This is a genomic window from Yinghuangia aomiensis, assembly GCF_039542225.1.
Classification (GTDB): domain Bacteria; phylum Actinomycetota; class Actinomycetes; order Streptomycetales; family Streptomycetaceae; genus Yinghuangia; species Yinghuangia aomiensis.
The window spans coordinates 287,805-303,022 of record NZ_BAABHS010000005.1; the positions used below are offsets into that span (position 1 = coordinate 287,805).

16 protein-coding genes are annotated in these 15,218 nt (G+C 70.8%); 11 read left to right on the plus strand and 5 right to left on the minus strand.

Translation table 11 applies throughout. The features are described from left to right. Positions 1–23 precede the first annotated feature (23 nt). The 8 genes from ABEA93_RS09165 (at position 24) to ABEA93_RS09200 (ending at position 8,142) form a co-directional block, all read left to right on the plus strand. Complete coding sequence (locus ABEA93_RS09165) at positions 24–572, plus strand: MarR family winged helix-turn-helix transcriptional regulator (RefSeq protein WP_345674858.1); 549 nt, start codon at positions 24–26, stop codon at positions 570–572. A gap of 464 nt (positions 573–1,036) precedes the next feature. Next, on the plus strand, positions 1,037–1,639 hold the full coding sequence (locus tag ABEA93_RS09170) for a thioredoxin family protein (RefSeq protein WP_345674859.1): 603 nt from the start codon (positions 1,037–1,039) through the stop codon (positions 1,637–1,639). Next, complete coding sequence (locus ABEA93_RS09175) at positions 1,636–2,148, plus strand: hypothetical protein (protein WP_345674860.1); 513 nt, start codon at positions 1,636–1,638, stop codon at positions 2,146–2,148. The genes ABEA93_RS09170 and ABEA93_RS09175 overlap by 4 nt, the downstream gene beginning before the upstream one ends. 398 nt (positions 2,149–2,546) lie before the next feature. Further along, positions 2,547–3,236, plus strand: coding sequence for an RHS repeat-associated core domain-containing protein (locus ABEA93_RS09180; protein ID WP_345674861.1), 690 nt, complete (start codon positions 2,547–2,549; stop codon positions 3,234–3,236). Beyond that, positions 3,226–3,660, plus strand: coding sequence for a hypothetical protein (locus ABEA93_RS09185; RefSeq protein WP_345674862.1), 435 nt, complete (start codon positions 3,226–3,228; stop codon positions 3,658–3,660). Before ABEA93_RS09180 ends, ABEA93_RS09185 begins: the two co-directional genes overlap by 11 nt. Positions 3,661–3,996: 336 nt before the next feature. Then, positions 3,997–6,249, plus strand: a complete 2,253-nt coding sequence (locus tag ABEA93_RS09190) for an MMPL family transporter (RefSeq protein WP_345674863.1) — start codon at positions 3,997–3,999, stop codon at positions 6,247–6,249. Between the two features lie 5 nt (positions 6,250–6,254). Continuing rightward, a complete protein-coding gene (locus ABEA93_RS09195) occupies positions 6,255–7,481 on the plus strand; it encodes a sensor histidine kinase (RefSeq protein ID WP_425584880.1) in 1,227 nt (408 codons plus the stop codon). Position 7,482: 1 nt separating this feature from the next. Next, complete coding sequence (locus ABEA93_RS09200; protein WP_345674864.1) at positions 7,483–8,142, plus strand: response regulator; 660 nt, start codon at positions 7,483–7,485, stop codon at positions 8,140–8,142. Positions 8,143–8,265: 123 nt separating this feature from the next. On the opposite strand, the gene ABEA93_RS09205 is transcribed toward ABEA93_RS09200, so the two are convergent. The 4 genes from ABEA93_RS09205 to ABEA93_RS09220 form a co-directional block, all read right to left on the minus strand. Continuing rightward, a complete protein-coding gene (locus ABEA93_RS09205; protein ID WP_345674865.1) occupies positions 8,266–11,106 on the minus strand; it encodes an AfsR/SARP family transcriptional regulator in 2,841 nt (946 codons plus the stop codon). Between the two features lie 140 nt (positions 11,107–11,246). Then, positions 11,247–11,711 carry a phospholipase A2 gene (locus ABEA93_RS09210; RefSeq protein ID WP_345674866.1) on the minus strand — a complete coding sequence of 155 codons (465 nt, stop codon included), beginning with the start codon at positions 11,709–11,711 and terminating at the stop codon, positions 11,247–11,249. A gap of 109 nt (positions 11,712–11,820) precedes the next feature. Then, positions 11,821–12,153 carry a DUF6355 family natural product biosynthesis protein gene (locus ABEA93_RS09215; RefSeq protein WP_345674867.1) on the minus strand — a complete coding sequence of 111 codons (333 nt, stop codon included), beginning with the start codon at positions 12,151–12,153 and terminating at the stop codon, positions 11,821–11,823. Positions 12,154–12,196: 43 nt separating this feature from the next. Continuing rightward, entirely contained in the window at positions 12,197–12,550 is a 354-nt protein-coding gene (locus ABEA93_RS09220) for a hypothetical protein (RefSeq protein WP_345674868.1), read from the minus strand. Positions 12,551–12,893: 343 nt separating this feature from the next. Here ABEA93_RS09220 and ABEA93_RS09225 point away from each other — a divergent pair, with 343 nt between their 5' ends. The 3 genes from ABEA93_RS09225 (at position 12,894) to ABEA93_RS09235 (ending at position 14,861) form a co-directional block, all read left to right on the plus strand. Next, a complete protein-coding gene (locus ABEA93_RS09225; RefSeq protein WP_345674869.1) occupies positions 12,894–13,382 on the plus strand; it encodes a hypothetical protein in 489 nt (162 codons plus the stop codon). Positions 13,383–13,536: 154 nt separating this feature from the next. Further along, positions 13,537–14,136 carry a sulfite oxidase-like oxidoreductase gene (locus tag ABEA93_RS09230; RefSeq protein ID WP_345674870.1) on the plus strand — a complete coding sequence of 200 codons (600 nt, stop codon included), beginning with the start codon at positions 13,537–13,539 and terminating at the stop codon, positions 14,134–14,136. Beyond that, entirely contained in the window at positions 14,133–14,861 is a 729-nt protein-coding gene (locus ABEA93_RS09235) for a ferredoxin reductase (protein WP_345674946.1), read from the plus strand. The genes ABEA93_RS09230 and ABEA93_RS09235 overlap by 4 nt, the downstream gene beginning before the upstream one ends. A 38-nt stretch (positions 14,862–14,899) precedes the next feature. On the opposite strand, the gene ABEA93_RS09240 is transcribed toward ABEA93_RS09235, so the two are convergent. Further along, positions 14,900–15,175 carry a DUF6510 family protein gene (locus ABEA93_RS09240; protein WP_345674871.1) on the minus strand — a complete coding sequence of 92 codons (276 nt, stop codon included), beginning with the start codon at positions 15,173–15,175 and terminating at the stop codon, positions 14,900–14,902. Between the last annotated feature and the right edge of the window lie 43 nt (positions 15,176–15,218).

The window sequence follows — 15,218 nt, forward strand, 5'->3', positions numbered from 1 at the left end:
CGACCAACCGGTACCGTTCTTCCATGGTCGATCGCCGTGCCCGCAGCATGTCGGACACTCCCCCCACCTCCGCCGCGCCCGCCGCCGACGGCCCCGGCGGCGAGGACCCCGGCGACCGGGTGATCCGGGCCATCCAGCAGTTCTCCCGCAGCCCGGCGCACGTGGAACTGACGCGCGCGCTGTACCGCGCGGGCGGCAAGGAGCTGACCCCCACCCAGGTCGACGCACTGGAGACCCTCGCGTCACGGCCGGAGTGGCGCATGCACGAGTTCGCCGAGGCGCTCGACATCGACCGGGGCGCCACCAGCCGCACCACCGACCGCCTGCTCAGACTCGGCCTCGCCGAGCGGCGCCCGGACGAGAACGACCGCCGCTACGTCGTCGTCCAGGCGACCGCGGCGGGCCGCCGCATCAGCCGACGGATCCAGCGCGACCGCTACGCCCTCATGCAGGAGGTCCTCAGCGGACTCACCGGCGACCAGCGCACCGACCTCGCCGACCTGCTGGAATACGTGACCCAGGCCATGGAGGCGACCTTGAGCCGCCGGGCGGGCTCGGGCGACGCACCGTAGGGCCGAGGGCACCGCACTGCGCGGCGCAGGCTCCGCGGTCCACCGCCATGCGACGGACATCGGATGGGCCCGCCACGATCTCCGGGGCTGCCGGTGAAGGCACGGACGGGACCGCCGATCCGCTCTCCGTGGACACCAGAGCAGGGCGCTGCACGGTATTGCTTGCCGTCAGCCGATGAAGCGCACGCGCGGCACCGGCACGTGGAGGGGCCGCGCCTCCTCCGACAGCTTCCGATCGCGGCCCCGCGTACGCCCGCGTCAAGGCCTCATAGCTCGTCCTGACAACCGGTTTCCGGTGACCGGATTGACCGACGGTGCAGAAGGCGGACGCGCCGGACCCACGACGGGGCTTGCGGGCGATCCGAAGCCGGCGTGCAAATGGACGGGCAGTTGAGCGACGGTGCCGACCTGCCGCTAATCTCCTCCGGCCAATCGTTTTTTCGGGAGGGGATTCGATGCGCGGTATGCGCTATACGCTCGGGTGCGCGGGGGCGGCCTTGGTGCTGGCCACGGGGTGCGGCTCGAACGATGGTTCGGACGCGGGAGCGGCACCTGTCGCGCAACGTACTCCGGCTGTCGCGGCCGCCGCCGAACCTACGGCAGCGGCGACCAGGACCGCGAGCACCGCCGCCGCCGACTCCCCGGCAGCAGGCAACGCGGCGTCCCTCCCGGACCGGTACGACCCCACCCGCGACGCCGGCGCCGATATTCGGGCGGCACTCGCGATCGCTGCCGCCGATGGCCGTTACGTGCTCATCGACTTCGGTGCCGACTGGTGCCCGGACTGCCGCTCCCTGCACACGCTCTTCGAATCACCGCAGGTCGCCCCGGTATTGCAGAAGAACTACGTTCTGCTGGCCGTCGACGTCGGCCGCTTCGACCGCAACATCAAGCTGGCGAGCCGGTACATCGGGCTGGAGACCAGCGGCATCCCGGCCCTGGCCATCCTGAAGCCGGACGGCAGCGTGGTCACCGCGACCTCCGACGGCTCGTTCGCCAACGCGCGAGACCTGAACGCGACGCAGGTCGCCGCGTTCCTGACACGCTGGGCCCCGAAGCCCCGATGAGCATCCCCCGTAGCCGTGTCGCGTCCGCCGCCGGCGCGGTCGGAACGGCCGTGCTGGTCCTGACCGGCTGCGGCCAGGCGCACGTACCCGACCCCGCCTCACGTGCCGCGGCCGGCGGGGTCACCGTCACGGTCGAGTTGCACCGCACGTCCGCAAACGAGGCCGAACTGCGCGCCACGTTCCGCCCGGACCAGCCCGGATTCCACGTGTACAGCATCGACCTGCCCGACGAAGGAGTGGACGGCCTGGGTATCCCGACCCGGATCGGCGTCCGCGGCGCCGGCACAGCCGACGGGCCGCCGACCGCGGATCAGCCGACCCGGCTGATCCGCCCGGCCGGCCTCCCGACGGAGATCCCGGTGTACCCGGACGGCGCGGTGACCTTCCGGCTGCCGGTGCACCTGAACGGCTCCGGGCCCATGGACGTGGTGGTCAGCTACGGCGCGTGCAGCGAGTCCCGCTGTCTCATGCCGGTCACGAACAAGGCGATCCGCCTGGACCTCGACTGACCGTCGGCCCGGACCAGGGTGATCTCCTCATCCGGACTGCCGGGGCCGCCCGTTGTCAGTAGCGCGCGTACCCGCCGTTGGCGGTCACCGCGTGTACCGCTGGACCGAGGCGGCCACGGGCGAGATGCCCTGTCCGGCGGCGATCAGCGCCAGGAGTTCCTGGAAGGTGGCCACGTCCATCCCGCGGGGAACGGCCTTCCCGCCGGGCGTAAAGCGTGGCACATGGGAGTCCCAGGATCTCGCGCATCCGATCTCGCAGCCGGGATGCCGGGACCGGAACGAATTCATGAGCACCGGGGTCAGCTCGCCCGCCCCGGCCCCAGGAAGTCCACCCGCAGAACGCCGTCCACGCCCCGGGCCTGGGCCATGACGCGGGCGATCGCCTCGCGCATTTCCCGGTGCAGCGGCTCGAGTTCGTCGCGCAGCCGGCTCCCCGACGGGGTGAGCGCGACCACGGCAGCAGCCGCTCGTACCGCTACGACCCGCTGGCCCGCCGCACCGAACAAGCCGTCACCGGCCCCGGCATCGACGGCGAGGCGGCAGCGGCAACACGTCGGTGCGACTGGGACGGCCTCCGCAAAGTCGGCATGATCGACGCCACGGGCGGGTCAACCACCTGGGATCATCTCCCGGGCACCTGGAACATCCTCAGCCAACACGTCGGACCCGCCGTCGACGAGGGCGAATCCGCGGCGTTCACCGTCGCCGTCACCGATCGGGTCGGCCCCGTAACCGCACTTGTCGAGCGCGACGGCACCACACTGTGGCGGGCCCAACGCACGCTGTGGGGCACAGACATCGGCGCTGGAGCACCAGGCGGCGCGCACGTTTTCGCCGGCCAGACCACCACCGGCGACGACCCGTTCGCCCACAGTCTGCATCGCAACTACGACCCCGAACTCGGTGTATTCCTCAGTCCTGATCCCCTCGGCCTCGCCGCCGCCCCAAACCCCCACGCCTACGTCGACAACCCGCTCGCCTTCAGCGACCCGCTCGGCCTCTCGCCGTACGTACCCACCCATGACAGGGCCACCCTGTCGAGGCACCTGAAGCATCTGAGGCACCGAGGAGACGGCGATGCCCGATGAAGGTTCGCCCCGTTCGCCGTTGCGCTACGGCGAGGAGATCACCCTGGGCGACGTGGACGCCATCGTTTCGTTCGTCTCCGAGCGAATCGCCCAGTCCGCTCGCGCGCCAAGGGGCAGCGACGAGCGCCAGATGGCCCGCAGCATCCAGTTTGCCCTGAAGCAGCTCGCGGGCTCCCTCCGACACGCCTTGCCCCTGGTCGCCGCGGCAACGCCTGCCGAGGCGGACGACTACACGCCACTGCGCACTCAGATCAGATCCAATTGGAATACCTTGCGCTGGCTTTCCGCGCCATGGCAGATCCATGACGCCTATGACCATGCGCGATGGCAGGATGTCAAATACTGGGATGTGCGCCACGCAGCGGAGACCGAATCTCTGCTGCGGGCAGCCATTGACCGTCGAGATCTCGGCCACCGACCGTGACGGCGCCCCCGAAGGGCTCCTCCCCTGCCAGGCTGCGCACGCGCGCCGATCCACGCGAATCCGAACTGCTCTGACTGTCAGGGAAGAAGCCCCGAACGGCGCCGGCCGAGGCGGGCGTGCTCGCCCCGCCTCGGCCGAGGCCGAGCACGGGCGCCGGTCGATGCTGCCGGAAAGCCGCAGCCGACGAAGTCCACGCGTCTCCCGGAAGCTTGGGGATCCCTCTCTCTCGGATCGAAGGCGCCCGGGCCCCGGCACCCCCGTCCACCAGTCGGTGGACAACAGGTTCAACCGGCCGAGGGTGTCGGCGGGAACGCCCCCGCGGCCAGCATCGATGCCATGAGGAATTTCCCTGTACGCATGGCCCGGTGGAGTGCCGGCCACCCCTGGCGCGCGATCGCCGGATGGTTCCTGTTCGTCGTCGTGTGCCTTGGCGCGGGCATCGTCGTCGGCGGCCATGCGGCGACCACCGAGGACTACCGGGTGGGCGAGGCGGGTCGGGGCGAGGCCCTCGCTGCCGAGGGCGGCCTTCAGCAAAGGCCGGTCGAGCGGGTCCTGATCACCGCCAAGCCCGGCACCGGGGCGCTGGACGCCGCGGCTGCGGACGCCGCGGCCCGGAGCGTCGGCGAGCGCATGGCGAAGCTGCCCGAGGTGCTGTTCGTGGCGCCGCCGGTGCGCTCGGCCGACGGTTCGGCGGTGCGCGTCGACGTGACCATGAACGGCCCCGAACTCGAGGGCAAGAAACACGTGGACCCGCTGCTGGAGCAGACCGCTCAGGTGCAGAAGGACCATCCCGCGCTGCGTGTCGAGGAGACCGGCAGTCCCTCGCTCAGCAAAGACGTGCAGGGGCAGCGGGGGGACGACCTGGCGCGTACCGAGATGATCGCGCTGCCGGTCACGCTGCTCACGCTGCTGATCGTCTTCCGGTCCGTGGCGATGGCCGCCGTGCCGCTGCTGCTGGCACTGTCCTCCATCGCCGCGGCAATCGGTCTGTCGAATCTCGCTTCGCACGTCTTCCCGGACGCGGGGGTCGGCACCAACGTCATCCTGCTGATCGGTCTGGCCGTAGGCGTCGACTACACCTTGTTCTACCTCAAGCGCGAGCGAGAGGAACGGGCACGCGCCGGCGGACGGCTCACCTCGCAGGCGCTCGTCGAGCTCGCCGCCGCCACCTCGGGACGCGCCGTCGTGGTCTCCGGGCTTGCGGTCGCCGTCTCCAGCGCGACCCTCTTCCTTGCCGACGACGTCATTTTCTCGTCGATCGCCACCGGCGCGATCGTGGTCACCGTGGTCGCGGTCATCAGCTCGCTGACCGTCCTGCCCGCGCTGCTGGTCAAACTCGGGGACCGGGCCGACCGTCGAGCGGCCCGCAAGGCCGAGCGCGCTGCCAAGCGCGCGGCCGAGCGCGGCGACGCGGTGCCGCCGAAGGAGCCGAAGGAGCCGAAGGCCGGGACCGGGGCCAAAGCCGGAGCCGGGCGGTTCACCAACGCCGTACTGCGGGCCACGAGTCGGCGTCCGGCTGTCGTGCTGGTCGTCGCGGTCGGCGCCATGCTCGCTCTCGCGGCCCCGCTCGCGGGCCTGAAGCTGACCGACATCGGACGGGAGACGTACTCCCGCGACCTGCGCGCGATGCAGGTGTGGGACCGGCAGAACGCCGCGTTCCCGGAGCTGAAGTCCATGCACCAAGTCGTCGTACGGGCCGACGCCGGCCGCGCCGGCGAGGTCGCCGACGCCCTGGAAGGCCTCGCCAAGCGCGCCGAGTCCGACCCGCACCTGGCCGGCACGCCCGAGCTGCGGACCTCGGCGAACGGCCGGATCAGCCTGCTGGAGCTGCGGGTTCCGTACTACGTCAGCTCCGACGAGGCGCGGGACTCCCTCGACCGGGTCCGCGACGAATACGTCCCGGCCACCGTCGGAAAGCTGCCGGGCGTCGACATCGCGGTCACCGGAGACGTCGCCCGCTACGCCGACTATCCCGACCACCAGAAGCGGCAGCTTCCGCTGGTCATCGGGGCCCTGCTGCTGGTCACGTTCGCCATCACCGTGTGGGCGTTCCGCTCGGTCGTCCTCGGCCTGCTCGGCATCGCCCTGAACCTGCTGTCGGCGGCCGCTTCGCTCGGCCTGCTCGTGTTCGTCTTCCAGGGCAGCTGGGCCGAGGGCCTGCTGGGCTTCGACTCGATCGGTTCGATCGGTTCGCGGGTACCCCTGTTCCTGCTCGTGATCCTCTTCGGCCTGTCGATGGACTACCAGGTCTTCGTGATCAGCCGGATCCAGGAAGCGGTCCGGCGCGGGGTGCCGACCCGCCAGGCGGTGATCGACGGCATCGGCAGTTCGGCCGGGGTCGTGACCAGCGCGGCCTTCGTGATGGTCACCGTCTTCGCCAGCTTCATCGGCCTGCACCTGATCGAGATGAAGCAGTTCGGCTTCGTGCTGGCGGCGGCCGTACTGCTGGACGCGTTCGTCATCCGCATCATGATCCTGCCCGCGCTGATGCTGCTGCTCGGCGACCGCGTCTGGTGGCCTTCTCCCGCCCAGGCCCGGGCACGCACGACCACCACTCCGTCGGCGCCGCACCTCGAAAACGTAGGCTGACCGGCGTGAACGCGCGACCGCAGCTCGACGGCCACCGCACCGGCATGCTCCGCCGATGGAGCACCGCCCTGTGGTTCCTCTTCGGCATGGCACCTCTCTGGATCGCCGCGAAAGGCGACTCCGGGGCGGCGAAGTACTGGTCGTTCGCGCTGCCGGCCGTGCTCGGTGCCTGCCACGCGGTTCTCGTGCTCTTCCCCGAGAACCGCGCGGTGCGCCCGCGCACGTTCCTGTGGGTGCTCGTCCTCGGCATGGGGCCGCTGGCCTACCTGCACGGCGGGGCGGCGCTGTATGTGGTGTCGCTGCCGATTCTGTGGATCCACGCCGGCGGCCCCACGCCGGCGATCGCCTTCAGCGGCGCCGGCGCCGCGACCACCGTGCTCGGCGGCACCGTCGATCAGGGGTGGAGCCCGGACCTGATGACCGGCAACAACGTCGTCACCGTTGTCGCCTACGCCGCGGGCACGCTGCTCGGCCTGTGGCTGGACCAGGTGCTCGGGCTGAGCAACGAGCGTGCCCGCCGCCTCGCCGCCGAACTGGAGCAGACCCAGCGGCGGCTGGCCGAGGCACACCAGCGCCAAGGCGCGGCGGAGGAACGCGAACGGCTCGCACGGGAGATCCACGACACCCTCGCGCAGTCGTTCGCCTCGATCGTCGTCCTGGCCGAGGCCGCCCGTTCCGGCCTCGAATCCACGGCATCCCCGAAATCCCCGGAATCCCTTGAATCCCCGAACTCCCCGCAAGAGAGCACCGCAGTCCGGCAGCTGCTCTCGATCGAGCGCACCGCGCGCGAGAGCCTGGCCGAGGCCCGCGTGCTGGTCGGCTCCGCCCCGCAGACAGGCGTGGTGCCCGGCTCCCTCGCCCCGGCGCTGCGTCGGACCCTGGACCGGTTCGCCGAGGACACCGGTCTGACCGTCGATGCGGACTTGGCGGACGTCGCCTGCGACCGGCACGCCCGGATCGCGCTGCTGCGCTGCACCCAGGAGTCGCTGGCCAACGTCCGCAAGCATGCCGACGCGACCACGGTCGGTGTCGTCCTGGCCCCGCACCCGGACGGCGTCGAACTGGAAATCACCGACGACGGCCGCGGCTTCGTCCCCGGGCAAGCCCGCGGCTTCGGTCTCGACGGCATGTGCAAGCGCCTCGACGAACTGGGCGGCGAGCTGACCGTGACCAGCTCGGTCGGCTACGGCACCCGCATCCTGGCGATGATCCCCACGAACGGACAGGTGTGACATGGCTCAGGAGAAAATCCGCGTCATCGTCGTCGACGACCACACGCTCATGCGCGCCGGCGTCATCGCGCTGCTGGCATCGGAAGCCGACCACATCGACATCGTCGGAGAGGCGGACGACGGCCGCGCGGCCGTCGAACTGGTCCGGCAACTGGAGCCCGACGTCGCCCTGATCGACCTGCGCATGCCGGTGCTCGACGGGGTCGCCGCCACCGCGGAAATCGTCGCGAGCCGGGCCCGCACCCGCGTACTCATCCTGACCACGTACGACACCGACGCCGAGATCGAACGCGCGGTCGAGGCCGGCGCCGTCGGCTACCTCCTCAAGGACACCACGCGGGAGCAACTCACCGAAGCCATCCGTGCGGCCGCCCGCGGCGAGACCGTCCTCGCGCCCCGGGTCGCGGAGCGGCTGGTCGCCCGCATGCGGCAGCCCGCCCCCGTGGTGTTGACCGCCCGCGAGGCCGACGTGCTGAACGCCGTGGCCGACGGCCTCTCCAACGCCGACATCGGCAAGCGGCTCGTCATCGGAGAAGCGACGGTGAAGACGCACCTGCTGCGCATCTTCGCCAAACTCGACGTCCGCGACCGCACGCACGCGGTGGTCGTCGCCCTCGAACAGGGCCTACTGACCAGACCGGGACGCGGGGCGCGGACGTGACATCCGGAGACCCCCGCGGAGCCACGAGCCTGCCCTCGGCCTCGGCAGCGCGCACCCCGTGCGCTTGGACGCGCGCCTCCGGCGCGGGCGCAACCGCGTGCTCGGGCATCGGCGCGCGCCAGGTCAGCGGAAGCCGCGCCCATGCGTCTCGTGCGCGATCTCGACGGCGACTGCCACCGCGTCGTCGCCCGCTGCCCCGCGTTGCCACGCCTCGTCGAACACCCGCGGTCCGAGGCGCTGACGCACCAGGTGCTTGGCATCCGCATGGAGGTCGTGGAAGGGGCGCAGCCCCTCCAGCGCCACCCCCGTCGCGCGGCGCAAACGAGCTGCTGCACCGAGCAGTTCGGCGCTGTGCGCCGGACGCTCAAGCGCCGCCAGCACCCACGCCAGTGTCTCCACACCCCACGCCGGTCCCCAGTTGTCGTCCAGGGCCCGCTGCCGCAGCAAGGCGTCGCGCAGCGGCATGAGCGCCCGGGCCGGGTCGCGATGCCGAAGCTCGGTGAGACCGACGCACCACTGGGCCCAGGTGCGCCCCCACTCCGCACCGGATGCCTCGGCTTCGGCCACGTACGTCTCGCACGCCCGGACTGCGGTGTCCGCCGGCCCGAGAAAGGCGGCGGCCATCGTCCAGAACATCGTCGCCATGTGGGCGTCGCCGTGCTGTCCCAGCGCACGGAAGTCGTCGCGCACCCGTGCGAGTCGGCCGATGGAGGCCGGGTCGCTGCGGACGAGCAGCGCAAAGACTCCCTCGACGTACGCCAACGGGGGCGCGTCGGCACACGCCGACAGCGACCGGGCCTCGTCGAGGAGTGCGGCGGCGGCCGGGTGGTCGCCTTGGATGGTCGCGATGAACACCTTCATGGCGGTGATGGGAACAATCGGCCCGCAGGCAGCCGGGTCGAGCCGGGTCGCCAGACTGTCCATCCAATGCCGTGCCTCGCCGAGGGTTCCCGAGTGGAACCATGCGCGGGTACGCATCAGGTTCGCCGCGATCTCCGCACCGACGGGGGCTCGTTCGGCGTTCGTCCGGCAGAAGTCCAGAGCGGCGCGCACGTTGGGCAGCTCCTCGCGGAGCCGTGCCAGCCACGCGGCTTCGTCCGGACCACACCACTCCGTGGCGGCCTGGGCGGCCACGGCCCGGTAATGGTCGCTGTGGCGCACCCGCAGGACGGTGACGTCCCCGCCCGCCCGCAGGCGTTCCCTTCCGTACTGCCGGATGGTCTCCAACAGCCGGTAGCGCGTCGAGCGACCCGACCGGTCGCACATCACCACCGACTTGTGGACCAGCCCCGTGAGCAGCGCCAAGACCTCGTCGGACGACAAGCCCGCATCCGAGCACACGGACTCGGCCGCGGGCAGGTCGAAGGTTCCGGCGAAGACCGACAGCCTTGCCCACAGCAGCCGTTCGCCCGATGTGCACAGGCCGTGGCTCCAGTCCATGACCGCGCTCAGGGTCTGCCCGTACCGGTGCGGGGTCGGCCCCCGGGGTGCCGTGAGCAGGTCCAGGCTGTCCTCCAGGCGTTCCAGCGTCTCTTCCACCGTGAGCGTGCCGAGCCGCACCGCGGCCAATTCGATGGCCAGGGGAATGCCGTCCAGGCGACGGCACAGCTCGACCGCGGCTCGGCCGTGGCGCTCCCCGGCCAGCACCGCGCCGCAGCCGGCCGAGCGTTCCACCAGGAGCCGGACCGCTTCGGAGGCGGTGCCGTCGACGCCCTGTTCGAGTGCCAGGCAGGGAACGCCGAAGACGTACTCGCCCGGGACGCCGAGCCGCTCACGGCTGGTGGCAAGCACACGCAAGGCGGGTGCCGCCCTCAGCAGCCGCAGCACGAGCGCGGCGACTTCGTCCACGAGGTGTTCGCAGTTGTCCAGGACCAGGAGTACGTCCCGGTCCGCAAGATGGTCGGCCAGCAAGTCCGCCGCGGGGCGCATGGACTGGTCGTGCAGCCCCAGTGACCCCACGACGGCCCGATCCACCAGTTCCGGTTCGGTGACCGCGGCCAGATCCACCAGCCACGCTCCGTGCGCGAATCCCGGAGCGCATCCGTGGGCGGTGCGCAGCGCCAACCGGGTCTTGCCGACACCGCCCATCCCCGTCAGAGTGACCAGCCGCGACCGATCCACCAGTGCGGTGATCTCGACGAGTTCCCTTCCCCGCCCGACGAAGGACGTCGTCTCGGCAGGCAGATTTCCGCGGACTCGCGACGGCACGTGGACCGGCGCGATCTCGGGTGCCCCCGTCAGCACGCGTTGGTGCATCAGCTGCAGTTCCGTACCCGGATCGACACCCAACTCCTCGGCGAGCAGGCCGGCCGCGGCGCGGTAGCACGCCAAGGCCTCCCCCTGCCGGCCGCATTGGTACAAAGCGAGCATCCGCTGTGCCCAGAACCGTTCATGCAGCGGATGGTGCTCGGTCAGGCGGGTCAGTTCCGCCAACGCGACGGACGCTTGTCCGCACCGCAGAACCGATTCGGCCCACAACTCCTGTGCAGCAAGCCGTTGTTCGCGGAGTGCGGCGACGACATCGCGAAACCGTTCGGAGGGCAGGTCCGCCAACGGCTCGCCGCACCACAGCGCCAGCCCCTCGCGGAACCGGGCTGCCGCCTGCTCCGGTTCCGCGCGGGACAGCGCGTTCTTGCCCATTTCGACCAGCGATGCGAAGCGGTGTGCGTCCAGTCCGTCCGCGGCGACGTCGACGATGTACCCGTGGCAGTCGGTTCGCACCACGGCGGCGCCGAGGGAACGGCGCACCCGCAGGACATAGTTCTGGACGGCGTTGCGCGCGCCCGCCGGCGGGCGATCGCCCCACAACCTGTCGACGAGGACGTCGACCGGGACGACCCTCCCTGCCTCGACCAGCAGCGCGGCCAGCAGGATCCGCAGCTTCGCCGCACCGAGCGGGACCTCCGCACCGTCGCGCGCCACGGTGAATCGGCCCAGGATTTTGAACGTGTACTGTGCGCCCACGACCGGATCATAGAACAGCAAGTGACGGTTGCATCACACTATGTAGCCACATCCGGGGGTGGTGCGCATCGGCGCGATGCGTGCCGAGTCAGGCGCCGCCGCATCCCGTGCCGGGCCACCCGGCCGCGTGGACGGCAGGCTCACCAGTAATCCCCACCCCACTCCCGGACCCCGCGGTAGATCGTCTCGGCGCTGAGGAGGCAACCGGGGTTGAGAAGCCCCGGATACCGGTCATTGCAGATGTTGCGCATCTCATGCCAGAAGCGCTCGTCGATCCGCGCCCTGCGCCCCTCGGATGTGTCGAGCTTCAATCCGCCTCGGGGCCCGTAGTTTCCGTAGCCGAAGTCGTGTTGGACACAGGCGTCGTGGAACATCTGCTTCGCCGGCGGAAGCACGGGTCCGCTGCAGCCGTCGGTGCTCCAGTCGAACGGCGCTACGCGCGGGTGGTTCATGAAGTCCCGGTAGCCCAGATTCATGATCCGGTCGGCGTCTTCCAGAAGTCCGGCAGGCGCTGCGGCGGCGGGCATCGGCGCCGAGGCGCCGAGCGAGATCGCCAGGGCGGTGGCGGCCGCCGCCAGGGCACGCCGAACTGTCGTACTGGTCATGGGTGTTCTTCTCCCGGAGGGCGGAGGGTGCCACGCGCGAAGCGCGAGGGTGTTGTCGGAACCGGCGGCCGCCGTCAAACCGTCCCGTGGCGGCGGCCGCCGGTCGGGGTCAGCACAAAGCGCTGATCCAGGCGTCCTGGACGGTGTCGAGATCGCCGAGGCGCTCCGCCGTGTCCGGCTCGACGCACATCCAGCTCACATGTCCGTCGACCCATTTGATGGTGATGCGGACCGTCTTCTCTTTGGTGCAGTTGAAATACCAGTCGCCGTACTGGGGGACACCCCGGTGGTGCGAGAAGCCGCACGGCCAGGACCTGGCCCCGGAGTCGACTGCGGGAGAACCCGGTTGGCCCGGTGACGCTTGGCCGGGTGCCGCGGAGCCGGCGAGAGCCGCGAACGCGGCGACCACGGGCACGACAAGGCGAAGGGTGCCTGGACGCATGAACGATTCCCCGTTCCTGGTGGTGACGGAATGGACGTGCTTGTCACGGCCCCGGGCACTCGTAGGCGTAGTTCGCCAGGATGTTCTCCTGGAGAGTCGCGATCCAGTGGAACCTGGTCGCGGCGCCCGGAGCGAGGGGCTGGCACGACGGGTCGACGTGGTAGTCGAGTTGGACGGTGACCCGGTCGATTTGACGGCCGCAGTCGTTGCGGACGTCGGCCCACCGGTTGAAGCTCGTCGGCAACTCCTCCCCCTGGGCCGTGATGACGAGGCAGGCCGCGGGCGCGTCGTCCTCGGCCGGCGCGGCTTCCGCGGGAATCCCGGACCCCAGGCCGAGGAGGAGGGCCGAAACAAGCGTGAACGCCGCAGGCAGGCGCCGGGAGTGTCGTCGGTTCACAGGTGACTCCGTTCATTGCGAGTGCCACGAGGTCACTCGTCGTTGGACGCGCGCTCGAGGCCGCCGGACTCCCGGCGAGCGCGTGCTCGGATCACGCCCGAACGAGGCCGATTCCTGACCAACCCCGCCGGCGCGAGGACGACTCTTCCGCCGGTCGCTCTCACGGCGGTCACTTCCCGGTCACGCGGGCGCCGGCGGCACCCGCACGCCCTCGACGGGCCCTGCCACCACCTTCGACGCGACGACGGTAACTTTGGTTTACATACACAGTTACGGAAACTATGGTTGTCGCATGATGGCTTCTCGGATCACTCCGGAAGAGCAGGCAGACCTTCACAAAGCCTTGTACGACGCGCTGAATCCCCTGGTCTCGGCTATCCGCTCCCGGGAGACCGGGCTTCCTTCGGAGCGTGCGTGGGAGGCGGATCCCGTCGACGTGACGCTGTCCGTACTGGCCGCGTGGAAGGTGGTGGATGTCGAAATCAAGCGGCTGACAGCGCACGCGGCAGCAACCGCCGGCTCCTACGGCGCAAGCTACGAGCAACTGGGAGCCGTCTGGGGCATCACCCGGCAGGGCGCCCGCAAGAAGTGGCCCGACGCCGCGGGCCGCCGGGCACCCGGGGCAGCGGGCGTGCGAAAGTTCGCCCTCTTCGGGGGTACCGCCGAACTCGCGCGGTCGTCCTCCGGCGACTGGGGCTGGACAGCCACGGGCGCCGACGGGGCATCCGGCACGGCCGCCGATGGAACGCGCTACCCGACCGCAGAAGAAGCAGCAGCGCACGCGGGCGCATTCCTCAAAGAACACAGCCTCGACACCGGCGGGCGGTCGTAGCGCCGTCCCCGGTCAGGAGTCCCTACGGCGGCGGCAAGTTGCGGCGTTCGAGTGGTGATCGGCCGCGCAGCGGGAACACGGGCCGCAGAAGTCGGGCATGTCCCGCTGAACCTGCCATGGTGGCGACCAGGTTGCCGACGGAGCGGAGTACTTGGTGAGTGGGCTGTCGCCGGGCTTCAAACGGTTTCATCGCAGCGACGACCCTCGGCTTCCCCCAGGGCAGTTTGTCGCGGACGGGTTCCCCGTGCTGTCGGCAGGGCCGACGCCGGTCATCGATCTGCAGCGTTGGCGCTTCACGGTCACCGACGCCCATGGTGACCGGCGGCAGTGGACTTGGGACGAGTACCAGCGCCTTCCCCAAGAGGACGTGCGCAAGGACATCCACTGCGTCACCCGCTGGTCGAAGTTCGACACGGCGTGGCGCGGGGTGTCGTTGGACGTGCTGCTGCACGGCGCGGACACGGACGCCGGCTACGCGATGGTCGAGTCGGTCGGCGGGTACACGACGAACGTTCCGCTGGCGGACATCACCGGCGGGAAGGCGTGGGTCGTCCACGAATACGACGGCCGCCCTCTGACCGCGGAACACGGCGGCCCCGCACGGATGCTCATCCCGCACCTGTACTTCTGGAAGTCGGCGAAGTGGGTGTCGGGCGTGCGGCTCATGGAGCACGACCAGCAAGGCTTCTGGGAAGCCTTGGGCTACCACGACTACGGGGACCCGTGGCGCGAGCAGAGGTATTGGGGAGACTGACCGTGACCGGAGCGTGGTTGCGTGCCCGATTGGTCGACCGGTTCCCTGAGACCGCAAGTGCGCGCACGTTGGTGTTCGCCGTGCCCTCGTGGCCGGGGCACCTTGCGGGACAGCACGTGGATGTACGGCTCACCGCGGACGACGGCTACCAAGCGGTGCGCAGCTACTCGCTGTCGGCTCCGGCCGACGGAGAAAGCGCCGTGCAGATCTCGGTGCAGCCGGTGCCCGACGGTGAGGTGTCGCCGTACCTGGCGGAAGCGCTCCCGGTCGGCGCGGACGTGCAGGTGCGCGGGCCGCTGGGCGGCTGGTTCGTGTGGCGTCCCCAGTGGCGCGACCCGGTGATGCTGGTCGCGGGAGGGTCGGGTGTGGCACCGCTGATGGCGATGCTCAGGGCCCGCGAAGAGGCCTCCGGCCCGGCACCGTTCCGCCTGGTCTATTCGCTGCGGGACCCGGCCCAGCGGTGGTTCGCGCCCGACCTGGACAGGATGGAAGCGGATCAGACGGGAGCGAGGGTTGCGTACGTGTACACGCGCCGGCCTCCGGAGGGGTTCCCCCGGCCGGCCGGCCGTCTGGGGGCATCCGACCTGGACGCGGCGGGTTGGCGGCCCGGCGACCGGCCGTGGTGTTACGTGTGCGGGCCCACCGCCTTCGTCGAGCATGCCGCGAACCTGCTGGTCGGCCTGGGCCACGACCAGGCCCGCATCCGCACCGAGCGTTTCGGCTGAGGCGTCCGCCGTGGGCGCAGGCTGCGGTCAGGCGGACTTCAGGACTCGCCGTCCAGCCGGAAGCGCAGGGCGCCGCCGCTCCCGAAGTCCAGCCACAGTGTCCGGCCGTGCCGGGCGACGCGGAGAGCCACGTCGTGACAGTGCGGGCAGCGCGCGACGGCGGCTAGCCCCGCGTCGTAGACGTGCAGTTCGGCGACGGTCGCCTCGGTGCCGCAACCGGGGCAGCGACGCACGGCCATGGTGATGTCGGCGGCGAAGATGGCGGACAGCGGGCCCGCCAGGGCGTTGCCATCGTGGAAAGACAGCGTGGCCATCGTTCTCCCGTCGTCGGCGGTTCCGGCGCTCCGCCGGACGAGC

Bases quoted from the DNA above. Each gene is read 5' to 3' on its own strand.
- ABEA93_RS09165 (WP_345674858.1), top strand. From the start codon at position 24: ATGGTCGATCGCCGTGCCCGCAGCATGTCGGACACTCCCCCCACCTCC.
- ABEA93_RS09170 (WP_345674859.1), top strand. From the start codon at position 1,037: ATGCGCTATACGCTCGGGTGCGCGGGGGCGGCCTTGGTGCTGGCCACG.
- ABEA93_RS09175 (WP_345674860.1), top strand. From the start codon at position 1,636: ATGAGCATCCCCCGTAGCCGTGTCGCGTCCGCCGCCGGCGCGGTCGGA.
- ABEA93_RS09185 (WP_345674862.1), top strand. From the start codon at position 3,226: ATGCCCGATGAAGGTTCGCCCCGTTCGCCGTTGCGCTACGGCGAGGAG.
- ABEA93_RS09190 (WP_345674863.1), top strand. From the start codon at position 3,997: ATGAGGAATTTCCCTGTACGCATGGCCCGGTGGAGTGCCGGCCACCCC.
- ABEA93_RS09200 (WP_345674864.1), top strand. From the start codon at position 7,483: ATGGCTCAGGAGAAAATCCGCGTCATCGTCGTCGACGACCACACGCTC.
- ABEA93_RS09210 (WP_345674866.1), bottom strand. From the start codon at position 11,711: ATGACCAGTACGACAGTTCGGCGTGCCCTGGCGGCGGCCGCCACCGCC.
- ABEA93_RS09215 (WP_345674867.1), bottom strand. From the start codon at position 12,153: ATGCGTCCAGGCACCCTTCGCCTTGTCGTGCCCGTGGTCGCCGCGTTC.
- ABEA93_RS09240 (WP_345674871.1), bottom strand. From the start codon at position 15,175: ATGGCCACGCTGTCTTTCCACGATGGCAACGCCCTGGCGGGCCCGCTG.